The following is a 13,419-nucleotide window of genomic DNA, read 5'->3' on the forward strand; positions in this document are numbered from 1 at the left end:
GGTTAGTCCCCTTTTAAAAACGTCACGTTGTCACCTGCCAAAACGAGTCTGCAGGTGCAGTGCTTGTCTCTGCTTTTTTCTCATATTTCTTTAAAAGATCCGCAATGTCTGTTTTTTCATTACTTGTTTTTTCCGCTTCATTCTCCGTGCTGTTCCAGCCGCCCAAAAGCGGGTAGTGTTTTTTTCTGAATTCCGGCGGCTGAGGCGCCAGGTGATGTTCCCCCTGCCTTTCACCTCTGTATTCTTCAACGAGGATATGAGCATTTGTCCCGCCGTCAGGAAATGAACTCTGAGCTGCGACGCGGGGTTTCTTCTCTGAATGCCAATCAATGGGTTCACGATTAAAATGAATACGCGACGCTTCAAAGTCATAATGTTCAAATGGCTCACGCGCTGATAAGAAAGGCGGAATCCGCTTATGATAGACGCTCAGCACACATCGGATGAAGCCCGCAAGACCTGAAGACAGAAGCAAATGCCCCACATTCGGTTTCACCGATCCGATCCGGCAGGGCAGAAGCGTTTTCCGGTTCAGCTGATAGACATCTGAGAGCGCCTTGATTTCCACCGAATCAACGATTGGGGAACCGCCTCCGTTCACTTCTATATATCCAATGTCTTCGGGCGACTTTTCCGCCATGTCAAGCGCAGTTTGAACGGCGTCTCTCTGCGCTCTTATATTCGGTGAACCGGGACCGAGCGTCCGGCCGTCATTGTTTACCGAGACGGCTTTTATGACGCCGTAAATACGGTCTCCGTCCCGCACCGCATCGCTCAATCGTTTGATAAAAACCGCCCCCGCTCCTTCTCCGAGCACTTCTCCCGCTGATTCACGGTCGAATATATGAAACACGCCGTTCTCATTTAAAATATGGCGCGCTCCGAATAACCGGTGCGCGGACGGAGATAAGAGCAGACTCACCGAACCGACTAAGGCCGCGTCAATCCTTCCGGCCAAAAGGGCGTCTTTTGCAAAGGACAGCCCGATCAGCCCTGAGGAACATGCTGTATCCACGACAAGGCTCGGCCCTGTGACATTCAAAAATCGTGAAATGTTGGCCGCTAAATAGTTTTGCCCCGCCCCCAAAATCGGGTTAGGCGCCTGCAGGATATGTTCCATACCGGCTGAAGGCTGCGCCCTGCCGCCGATGTACACGCCGACTTTCCGGCCCGATAAATCCTTTTGGCCGTACCCGGCATCATAAACGGAATGAACCGCTTCTTCTAATATGATCCGCGCCTGCGGGTCCATAATTGCCGCGTCTTTTTCAGAGATGCCGAAAAAGCCCGCATCAAACATGTCGATATCATCAATCCACCCCGCATAATCCTTTGCATTTGCTGTTGCATGCCAGCGCGTTGCGGGGACAGGCCGGATGGCGGTGTTTCCTTTCATCAGCAGCTCCCAAAAAGCATCCGTTCCGCCCGCCCCCGGAAAACGGCAGGACATGCCGACGACGGCAATATCGTCTTCAGTATCCGCTTTCGGCTCCATGAATGTTCTCTCTTCAGCGTCAGCGATTAAATCAGGCTCTACGTCCCTGTCTTGAACGAAACCATTTTCTTTTGTCACAAAATCGGCTTCATGATGCGCTGCGAAATAGTCAACCATTTCTGTAATCGTTTGATATTGAAGCATTAAGGACGGTGTTAACTTTATGCTGATCCGTTTTTGCAATGATTGAACCAATTCCGCAAAGAGTATTGAGTCAATCCCGTATTCATCAAACGGCATATCATCTTTTATCTGCTCATCCGTCATTTTCAGTTCTTCGCTGAAAACGGTGCGCACCCATTGACGAATCATATCCTTCACCTTTTGGTCACCGGCAGTGCTTTTTTTCACGGGAGCTTCAGATTTCTTCACCTTCAGAAGATCACCAAAATCAGGCTCACTGTCTTCGGGAACACAAGGAATTCCGCAGCTTTGTCCGTTTAAGATGATGTAATCTAAAAACTTCAGTCCGTCTTCGGCAGACAGCCTGGAAAGTCCTGATTTTTGATAAGCAGGTGTTTCCGGCAGGCCTTCAGCCATGCCGGTTTCTTTCCAGACGGGCCATTGAACGGCTTTAACAAACACGTTTCCTTTACCTGCTTGATGATTTGCAAAAGAGTCCATAAATGAATTAGCCATCGCGTAGTCACTTTGCCCCGCAGCAAGCGAAGGGATCAGACCCGAAACGGATGAGAACAAAATAAAAAACGACAGCGGCTCATTCTGAACAGCTTCATAGAGACCGCGAAGCCCTGTTACTTTCGGTGTGCAAACGCTTTCGATTTCAGTTTCGGTTTTGTTATAAAAAGCGGGGTGTTCTCCCATTGCGCCCGCGCAATGAAAAACGCCGGTAATCGGCCCCATCGTGCCGCTGATGCTGTCCGTCATTTTCCGGAGCCCCTTTTGATCCGTAAGAGAAACGCTGTAATAACGGATCTCCGCGCCCCGCTCGGCTAACCTCTGCATCCGCTCGGCTTTTTCCGGGAGAATGCCGTCCTTTTTCATGTCTGCCCACTCTGAGGAATCGGGAAGCTGCTCCCGCCCCATGATGACCAGTTTCCTGCAGCCGCGTGAAACGGCATGCTCCGCCGCAATTGCGCCGATCCCGCGCGATCCGCCCGTTATTAACAGCACATCATCAGACGAATAGGAAAGCTCAGGCGCCGCCGAAACATTCATACCCTGCTTCAGAAACGGCACATAACGGCGATTCAGCCTGTAGCAGCATTCACTGACGCTTTTGGCCCGCGGCTGTAAAAATTCAGTCTCAATCTGTCTGCTTAATTCTTCTGTATGCTCAATCTCACAATCGCTATCTATCGTAAAAGAATGAATGTTGGCATACTCAGCGCCCAGCATCCGGTACAGCCCCGCCGTTTTCGCCCCTTGCATCAGAGGTTTACTTTCCTTGAAAGGCTGGAGGCGGTGTGTCACTTGGCTGAACACAGCGCCGCTATGACGGAATGATTCCAGAGCCTGCTGTAAAAAGGCAAGCTTTCCGTGTTCTATCTCTTCCTGCCGTTCATATTCAGCGTCATATGCGGTTATGTCGACGACCCCGAGTGTCTGTTTGTTTTGAAGAGACTCCCGCACTCTGCCGTAAAGGTTTCGCCCCGATGCGGCGGCGTAATAATCAGCGCCGTCTTTTGCCTGATGGATGAAGCAGATCGTTTCAATATGGCCGTTTCCTTTAAAAAGAGCATCGGCCAATCGGCTCGTCTTATCAGTTGCAAGTATCATTACTGTTCCTGATAATGCTTCAGATTCCGCCGGATCTTGCTGCTTCCAGTCTTTTTGAAGAATGATCTTTTGGTTTTCCGCCGGTTCGTCTGTCTGTTTCCGGATATCCGCAGGCACAGGCACCCAATACCGCTCCTTCGCGAACGGATATACAGGAAGGCTGACCCGTTTCGGCTTCTCTCCTTCGTATAACAGGCTCCAGTTAACGGCGGCTCCTTTTGCCCACTCAGTGAGCAATCTGGAATATTGCTGGTTTTTCAACAGCTCGGCCATTCCACTTGATGAAATATCATCTTGAGCACGTCCCCGGAAACATCCTTCAATTTCTGTTTTCCGTTCAAGCACATCCTTCAGTTTCGCTTGCAGGCCGCAAACGGATGTAACGATCAATGCCAGCCGTTCAGGCATCGCTTCTCTGCCAGCTTGAAGCGTGTAGGCCAGGTCTTTAAGGTTGACTTCTTTTTCCCGTAAAAAGCGGTCATACCGTTTGACATATTCTAATAGGCGATCTTCATTTTTTGCCGAAAGCAGAAACAGAACCGGCTCGTCTTCCCGTATATTTACCGATTTCTTTTCAGCCTGCAGCGGCAGATATTCTTCTATGACAAAATGGGCATTGCTCCCGCTGGCGCCAAAAGAACTTAAACCCGCTCTTCTCGGCTGGTCAGGATGTGACGGCCGTTCCCATTCTTCCAGCCGGTCCGCCACATAAAACGGCGTGTCCGGAAACGGAATATGGGGATTCAGCGTGTCCGCGTGCAATGACGGAAAGATTTCTCCATGCTTCAGCTGCAAAAGCACCTTTGTTAATCCGGCGATCCCGGCTGCTCCTTCTAAATGGCCGATATTTGATTTGGCAGAGCCGATGGCGCAAAACCGCTTCTTGTTTGTCCATTTGCGGAAAGCGCGGCTCAGCCCTTCAATTTCAATCGGATCACCCAAAGACGTGCCTGTTCCGTGGGCTTCAATATAGCTCAGTGTCTCCGGATCAATGCCGGCACTCTGAAAAGAATCTGTAATGACTTCCGCCTGTGATGCCGGATCAGGCACGGTCAAACCGGATGTTTTTCCGACATGGTTTAAAGCGGAGCCTTTTATGACGCCATATATCGGACAGCCCATTCTTTCCGCTTCTTGAACGGTTGTCAGTAACACCGCGCCGACGCCTTCTCCCGGCACATAACCGTCACCGCCGTCGGCGAAGCTTTTGCAGACGCCTTCTGAAGACAGAAATCCGGCATTCGCCAAAAACGCATATTTATGCGGGTGTGTGACCGCATTCACACCGCCGGCAAGGGCGAATTCGCACTCCCCTCTTTTAATGCTTTCACATGCCAAATGTATGGATGTGAGCGAAGAAGAGCACATCGTATCAACAGCCATTGACGGTCCCGTAAAGTTCAGGCAGTGAGACACGATATTCGGAACAGAGGCAGGCGTCACGCCCATAGACAGCGGTGTACCCCGCTGTGTGATTTCAGCCCCGAACAGCTCATAATGGCTCCAAAACACACCTGCGAATACCCCGACGCGTTTTCTCTTTTGCGAAGATGGCCCGCGCGCCGTTCTGTCCTGATAAAAACCGGCATCTTCACAAGCTTCCCAAGCCGTCTCTAAAAACAGCCGTGCCTGCGGGTCCATCATTTCAGCCTGGCGAGGAGTCAGATTGAAAAACAGCGGATCAAAGCTGTCTATGCGATCTAAAAATCCTCCGTAACGGTAGAACTGATCTGCTTCATATGAGAAAGGATAACCTTTCCATCTGTCTTTCGGCATTGTTGTGATGCAATCTTTCCCTGAGCGCAGATTTTGGTAAAATTCATCAATGCTTCCCGCCTGCGGGTATCTTCCCGCCAATCCGATTACCGCAATATCGTGCTCTTCTGTATGTCTCTCTTGTTTTTGGCTCCTTCTCTTTACAGCTGCATGGGATAATGAAGAGCGGTTCTTGTCTGCCATCGGAACCAATCGGGCCATGCTTTCAGTTACAGCCGGCTCCTTCCCGTATAAAATAACAGATTGCAGCTTGCCGAGACGCAGCATATATTCAAGTGAAGCCATCCCTTCCCCGGCCGGAAGCGGGCTGGTGCCCGTTGCATCATTCATGATCTCTTTCATCAAGCTGTCAACCTGCATGCCGCCATCTTCCCAAAGCGGCCAGTTGATTGTTATAGAAGCCCCGGTCCGTTCGCCTTTTTCCGCTTTGCAATCGCGATATTTCATATATTCATCCATAAAAGCGTTCGCCGCGGCATAATCTGTCTGGCCCGCATTTCCGGCCAACGCCGAGAATGAGGAAAATACGGCGAAAAATTCAAGCGGTTCATGCCGTGAAGCTTCGTCCGCATGAATCAGGCCGCTGATTTTCGGCAGGAACACCTGCTTCAAGTCAGAACTGTCTTTTTGGATGATAAATTGATCTTTTAAAACACCGGCGCAATGAAAAATGCCCGTCAGCCGGCCGAAGGTTTCTGTAATCTGAGCAAATGCCCGCTCTGTTTCGGCTTTGCTGCCGATGTCCGCTTGAACGTAAAGAACTTCTGCGCCCAATGCTTTCAGTCTGCTGATCTTCTCAGACTGTTCAGGCGAACGGCCGATGAGTGCGAGCTTCACCTTTTCTTTTTCTGCAAGGTGACAAGCAAGCAGAAATCCAAGACCGCCGAGACCTCCTGTAATGACATATACGCCGTTTTGTTTCCAGGGAGACTGTGTCTGCCCGTCCAGTTTCTCAATACGTTCGAACAATCTGATCTGCCGTATATTGTCTTTATACCGAATGTCTGTGCAGCCTGCATGAGAGCAGTCTGCTTCTGTTCTAATGATTGCGGCCGTCTCACTTGGCAATCTCTCATTCTTGTCACAGAAGGTAATCACCTGAGTGCGAAGAGCCGGATTTTCCAGATGTGCCGTTTTCAGCATAGCCCCGAGAGCGGAAGACAATGCCGCTCCATCCTCAACGGCGCATACAAGCTGAATCAATGTATGTTCTTTCGGATGGTCTGTCAGTTCCCGTTTGAGCATACGAAATATGCGCTCGGCATCTGCTTCAAACTGCTCATCTGCAACCTCATGCTCCCTTTTCAGTTCTATCACTTCCGCTTCCGGGCAATGTGTGCCGAGTTCACCGGTGAGACGGGGTCCTGCATCGGCAGCGATAATGAGATGACGGGTGTGTTTTTGCCCGTTCTGCACCGCCGTTTCCAGCGGATGATCTTTCCAGGCGGGTTCAAAAAACAGAACCTCATCAGCAATGTCAGCATCTGATGTATGCCGTTCTTCGGCCGAATCTTTCAGCACACAGCCCGCTTCATTGATAAGGTAATCCGCAAGGCGGCGGACAGAGGAATATTCAAAAAGCAGTGTCGGATAAAACTGCTGCTGAAAAGTCTGCTCTAATATCTTTACAAGCTTCAGCAAATGCGCCGAGTCAAGCCCCATATCATAAAAGCCTTTCCGCACATCAATATCCTGTGCCGGACGATTGATCAACCTGGCGATTTCCGACTTTATGTAAGTCACCATGTTTTGTTCCGGCGTTTGCTGTTCAGACACGTCTTCTGCGGCCACAGAATTTTCCGACTCACCACGGCCGCTTCTGTTCTGCTGAGGCGGCTTCTCTTTGTCTATCAGATGGGTAATCATATTCGCTTGTCTGACCCTTTTTACTGTCAGTTTCTCACATTCGGCCAATACGTTCCCTGCCCTGTCGTAAATCGTGAAGTCAGCCGAATAAACATCAGGTTCGCTATCTGATACGCCGCTTTCAGTGCGGCTGTTTTTCGCAGAATAAGTGTAAATCGTTTTCGGAAACGGCTGATACATGCAAAAACGATCGATCATAAAAGGAATATAAGGTGTGTCATTCTGCTTTTGGGCCGACAATGCAAAGGAAGAGCCGGCAAGGGTGGACGCATCTAAAAAAGCCGGATGCGCCTTAAATTTCTCCCGGAATCCTTCAGCCAAATCACTCAGAGTGAGCTCCATTAATTCTTCTTTATCCTGAAGCTGATAAACGGCCCCTTCATTTTTCATAAACTCGCCATGCTCAATATGGCTTCTTCTTGCAATTCCGTAAATGTCATGCATGTCCCATTTTCGGCTTGCGTTTTTCATGAACGCTTCAATATTCAGTTCTTTTGCCCTGGGCGTGTCTTCTTGCAAATAAAGCTGGCATTCCATATTCTCATCCCGGTTTCCGCCAAGCGGTGTGCCGTTTTTTGCTTTTTCGCTAGTAATCTCAACTTTCCAGCTGTCACGCGCCGGCGTAAAGGTCACATACAGGTGTTTATCAAACTCTTCAGATGTTACAACAGGCTGCTTAAAAATGATCTGTCTTAATTCTATAGGCCTTTCACCGAGATACCCGGCGGCGAGCCGATACAGCATATCTATTAAAGTCACGCCCGGGAGGACGCGGATTTGATGAACGCGATGATCCCGGACGATATAATTCGTATGGCTGATTTTCTGCAGGAACGTTTTGACTTGATCGGTGGCAACTGCCAATCTATCACACCTCGCTTATTTCAAACATTGCTTCTGTGCCCGCCTCATTTTCTTCCGCTTCGGACAACTGTGCTTTTTCAGGCCAATACCGTTGTTTTCGGTATACTGTCTGGCCGCCTTTCGGTTCCATGGCCGCTTTTCGCTCTTTCGGAATTCCTTCGTTGCTGACAATGATATGGGCATTATTCCCGCCCAAACCGAACGCGCTGACCCCGGCCCTGAGTATCTCTTTTTTTCCGTCCCACCGCTTCAGCTCAAGCACAGGATAAAGCGGCGAATCATTAAATTGAAAGCGGGGGTTCGGCTTATGGCAATGCAAAGTCGGCGGCAGTTCTTCATTGGCAATCGCCAGCAAAACTTTGATGATTCCCGCCGCGCCCGCCGCACTCAGCAAGTGGCCGATATTGCTTTTGACGCTTCCTACACCGCAAAATTGTTTTTCATCGGAATAAGCAGACAAGACATTGGTTAATCCCTTTAATTCAATCGGGTCGCCGATCAATGTACCGGTTCCGTGCGTCTCTACGTATGTCATGGTGTCCGGATCGATTTCCGCTGATTGAACCGCCTGCTCAATCAAGTCCTGCTGCGCCCGGGGATTCGGCGTCGTCACGCCCATTGTGCTGCCGTCATTATTTATCGCAGAGCCGTCAATAACGCCGTATATTTTATCTTCGTCTTCTATCGCTTTTTCGAGCGGCTTCAGCATCAGCACACCGCAGCCCTCTCCGATTCCTGTTCCGTCCGCATCGGCATCGAAAGATTTTGAACGGCCATTTGGCGATAAGATTCTCGCCGCGCTCATTGTGAGAAAAGGTTTTTCATCAAGCAAAATGTCAACCCCGCCCGCAAAGGCCGCTTCCGCTTCTCCATTTTGAATGGCCTGTACGGCCAAATGAATTGCCGTAAGCGAACTGGAGCAGGCCGTATCCACGACCAGGTTAGGCCCTGTAAAGTTATAAATGTGCGCCATATGTGCGGTAATAAAATTTTGCCCCGCGCCAATAATCGCATCTTTTTGCAAATATTGAAATTTCTGATGAAACGCACCTGCCCTTGCACCGGCAAAAACGCCGATACGGCGGCCCCAGAGATCCTCTTTTTGATAACCGGCATCGGCCAAAGCTTCCGCGCTCACTTCGAGCCACTGCCTTTGCAGCGGGTCTATCATCGGTGCCAGCGTTTCTGAAATATTGAAATACTCCGGGTCAAATTGATCAATATCGTGAATAAAACCGCCCCATTTACTGATGCTTTTTCCTTCTTGATATTCACCCGGCTGATAGTGTTCCCCGGCGTTCCATCTGTCCGGCGGAACTTCAGTGACGGCATCCGTTCCGCTGCGGAGATTCTTCCAAAATTCTTTTATATCTCCCGCTTTCGGAAAATGGCAGGCCATGCCGATGATCGCAACCTTTCCCCGTTTCCCAGGCTTATCTGCCTTTTTTTTGCTCCGTTTCGGCGTCTTCTGCAAAGGGACCTTCTCCGCGGGAACTGCTGCATCTGCCGAAAAAGCTTCCGGACAATGTACGGCTAAATAATCCGCGAGCTGTTCTATGGTAGGGTGTTCCAGAAGGACAGTCGGATCAATTGAAACGGACGGCAGTTTTTGATCGATCTTTGTCAGCACTTGCGCCAGAAAGATAGAATCCATTCCGTATTCCTGAAAAGGCACATCGATATCCATATGCGTTTCATCGATACTCAGCTCTTTTGCCAAAAGCGACCTTAGCCAAGATTGAATATCAATCCGGTTATGTTCCCGTTTTTTTGTTTCAGGAGGTTTGGAAGCTGCTTTCATTCCTTTATGGGCGGCTGGCTTGGCATTTTCCAGCGCTTTGGCGTCCCAATCATGTTTCACTTGTGCCGGCAGCACGACAGCTCCGGGTCTTTCTCTTAAAATGTAATCAAGCATCTTGAGACCTTCAGCGTCAGAGTGCCGCAGCAATCCCGTTTGCTCATAAATCCCGCTTTTTATATCCCTGCTCATGCCCGTCTCATCCCATGCCGGCCATTGTATGCTAATGATGCCGCTCTCATTGTTTTCTGCAAAATAGTCCATGTAAGAATTAGCCATCGCATAATCGCTCTGTCCCGCCGCAAGAATCGGGACGGCTGCTGAGACAGATGAAAACAGGACGAAAAATGCCGGCGCATCATCCTTTACACTCTCATACAGACTGTGAAGGCCGTCTGCTTTCGGCGCGAGCACCCGCGCGATACTGTCTTTGGATTTGCGGAGAAAAGCAGGGTTTTCACGGTCCGCAATTCCCGCGCAATGCAGAATGCCTCCGACAGGTCCGAGCGTTGTGGTTACCTCTTTTATAAGCCGTCCGACGGCCTGCTTATCCGTCAGATCAACTGCTGAGACGCACACTTTTACACCTTGTGATTCCAGCTGCCGGATAAGCTGTATTTTTTCCGAAACGACAGGGTCTGTTTGCTCAAGATCCCACTCGGTTTTCGGCGGCAGCTCCTTTCTGCCTGTCAGAAGCAGTTTCTTCACACCGTATGCGGAAACGAAATGCTTGGCGCATAAAGCGCCGAGTCCGCGAGTTCCTCCGGTTATCATCAGGACGGCGTCTTTTGGAAACGCAGCCCGGTCTGTTTGCATGGCTTCTGGTTCAATCTGATCAGTCTGCCGAAGAACATAGCTGAAGCGCATGCCGTCCCTATAGCAAACAGCAGACTCCGTTAAGTCTGATTCAATTTCTTGTTTAATAAAAGCAGCTGTCTGCTCCAGCGGCTCTTCAGGATCAATATCGGCGTGACAGGTGAGAATATGGCTGTATTCATGCCGCAGCATGCGATAAAGCCCCGCTTTTTCAATACCGTGCATAACGGCAGCCTTATTTTTGAAGGCTTCAAGCCCTTTTGTAAGATAAAGCATTTTCATGTTTTCTAGTCCGCGGCCGTATTCAATCAGCTGCTGCAGCGATGCCACCCAGCTGATGTCCTGCCGCTTTTGTCGGGAGCCGCAGCCGGTGAAGTCAATAAACCCGGAATAGATGGCCGCGTTCGGACCCTGTAAGAAAGAGATGAGCTGATTTTCCTGCACAATGTCAGCATCATTCAGCTGTTTTTTCACCTCGGCGGCAAGGTCTTTTGTATCTTCAGAGACGATGAGCGCTATTTTGTTGTTGAACGGCTCGGATGAAGACACTGCCTCGCACGGTTCCCATGTTTTTTGCAATAATACTGTTTTTTGATTCGAAAGCGGCAGCTGCTCCCGTTTCGGCACCCAATAGCGGTCGGCTCTGAACGGATAGGAGGGCAGGCTGATGCGGCGCGGCTTACTGCCCGTATACAGCTGCTCCCAATCCGTGTCAAATCCGTTTGCCCAGAGCCGCAGCACTTTCCTGTATTTCTTTTTCTCAAGCCAGGCGCTGACGAGGTCAGCCGCGTCTTCATCGTCTGAGAACATGGAAATCGTGTTATTCTCGCGTTTTTTACGGCCGCTGATGATATCTTCGCTGTTTTTTCCCAACAGAAACGCGTTCAGTTTTTCAGTCAGTTCCTCTGCGGAGCCTGCAATGATTCCCAGCCTCGCTTCCATCGCGTCCCGTCCGGTCTGCAGTGTGTATGCGGCATCTGCAAGATCGATTTGGCGGGATGATCCGTTTTGGATAAAATCTCGAAGGAGACGCGCTCTTTCTTTCAGCCGCTCTTCATTTTTAGCCGACAAAACAAAAAGAGATGACGCTTTCTCACGGGTTTCCTGCTGTTCCGTCTCACTTCTGCCCATGTATTCTTCAATAACGATATGCGCATTGACACCTCCGAAACCGAATGAGCTAACACCCGCCCGGCGGGGCAGGACCCGGCCGTTTTCATCACGCAGCGCTTCCCACTCCTTTGTTTCTGTCACAATGTAAAACGGGCTGTCCTTCAATTTGATATGGGGATTGATGTTCTCGCAATGCAGACTTTTGGCGAGCGTCCGATGTTTCAGCTGCATCAATACTTTGATAACGCCCGCAATACCTGCTGCGAGCTCCAAATGTCCGATATTTGTCTTCACTGAGCCTATCCCGCAATATCCGCCCGGCGCCCCGTCTGTTTGGAAAGCTTTTTTCAATGCATTGATCTCAATCGGATCTCCGAGTGCCGTTCCGGTTCCGTGCGCTTCTATATAAGTGATGGTTGACGGGTGAATACCGGCTTTTTGATAAGCGCTTTTCAGCACATCCGTCTGAGCCTGCGGATTCGGCGCGGTAAGTGACGCTGAGCGTCCGCCGTGATTTTCCGCTGTACCGCGGATGAGGCCGTAGATGTGATCCCTGTCACGCTCAGCCTCTGAAAGCTTTTTCAAGACAATCATGCCGGCGCCCTCTCCTCTGACATAACCGTCAGCCTGATCGGAAAATGTTTTGCAGCGCCCGTCTTCACTGAGCATGCCTGCTTTTTGAAAACCGATATGCCCTTCAGGCGTGACGATCGTGTTGACGCCCCCTGCGACCGCCATATCACAATCTCCCGTTTCAATGGCTTTTACCGCGCGGTGAATGGCGACTAAAGAGCTTGAACAAGCGGTTTCTACCGGCTCGCTCGGCCCGTGGATATCAAGAAAATAACTCATCCGGTTCGGCCCGACGGACGGCACGATTCCGGTCATCGTATACCCCTCGACAGGAAGACCCGCCTTATTGATTAAAGTTTGATATCCGCTTCCCAGTGTGCCGGTGAAAATGCCGGTTTTTGTTCCGGCAATCCGTTTTGCTGAGTACCCCGCGTCTTCAATGGCTTTCCACACATACATCATTAATAGACGCTGCTGAGGATCCATCATTTCAGCTTCTTTCGGAGATATCCCGAAAAACAGCGGGTCAAACCCGGCGATTCCATCTATGAAACCGCCCCATTTAATTGACGTTTTATTTGCATCCGCTGCCGGATCGCCGTAATATTCGCGCCAATCCCAGCGATCTCGGGGAATTTCTGTAATGCAATGCTCCCCTTTTGATAAACGTGTCCAGAATTCATCTATGTCTTTCGCTTGCGGAAAAATACCGCTGATTCCGATAATGGCTATCGGTTCGGTTTTTTCTTCTGATTTTCCTTTTACGGATACGGGCGTTTCCCGCTTGACATGAACGGCCGCCGGAGCTTCAGCTTTTCTTATTCCGGCTTTTGGAGCGGTTTTTAAACTCTCTCTTTCTAAGCCGCTGAATGCTTCTTTCCATTCAGATATCAAATGGCCGCTCAGTTTGCGCAATGTCGGAAATTCAAAGAAGATAGTCGGGCTGAGCTCAAGCTGATAAGACCGATTTAATAGATTGGTAAATTCAGTGAAAATGATCGAATCAAATCCGTATTCCGTCAGTTCGCTGTCAGCCTCAATATCTTTCATGCTTACCTTTAAAAGATCTGATACATGCCGCTTTAGTTTCTCTTGAACCTGATCTTCCAGATCTCTTGCATCTGCCACTGCCGGAGCTTGTCCGGCGGCGCTTTGTTCTTCGCCCAGATCGAAAATATGGCTGCGGATCCGTTTTTCGTCGCCTTCTGCCACCATGACCTGATGTTCTCCGGAGGCAAAAGCGGCGTACAGTGCTTGGATGCCTGAGGCTGATCGCATGGCTTTCATTCCGGTCTGTTCGTACATCAGCCGTTCGGTCTCTTTGTCCACGCGCATACCGCCTTCTTCCCAAAGCGGCCAGTTGACGGAGAGGGTCTTC

At 50.0% G+C, this 13,419-nt stretch carries 2 protein-coding genes; both read right to left on the reverse strand.

What is annotated here, in order from left to right; all coding sequences use genetic code 11:
* Nucleotides 1-22 precede the first annotated feature (22 nt).
* The gene (locus V7728_RS14375) at nucleotides 23-7,741 is read right to left on the reverse strand and encodes a type I polyketide synthase (protein ID WP_099566886.1); all 7,719 of its coding nucleotides are present in this window, start codon (nucleotides 7,739-7,741) and stop codon (nucleotides 23-25) included.
* Between the two features lie 4 nt (nucleotides 7,742-7,745).
* Nucleotides 7,746-13,419 (reverse strand): beta-ketoacyl synthase N-terminal-like domain-containing protein (locus V7728_RS14380; protein WP_335371368.1); only part of this gene is annotated, 5,674 nt, incomplete at its 5' end.

It is taken from the genome of Bacillus sp. JHAA (assembly GCF_036961585.1).
GTDB classification, from domain to species: domain Bacteria; phylum Bacillota; class Bacilli; order Bacillales; family Bacillaceae; genus Bacillus; species Bacillus velezensis.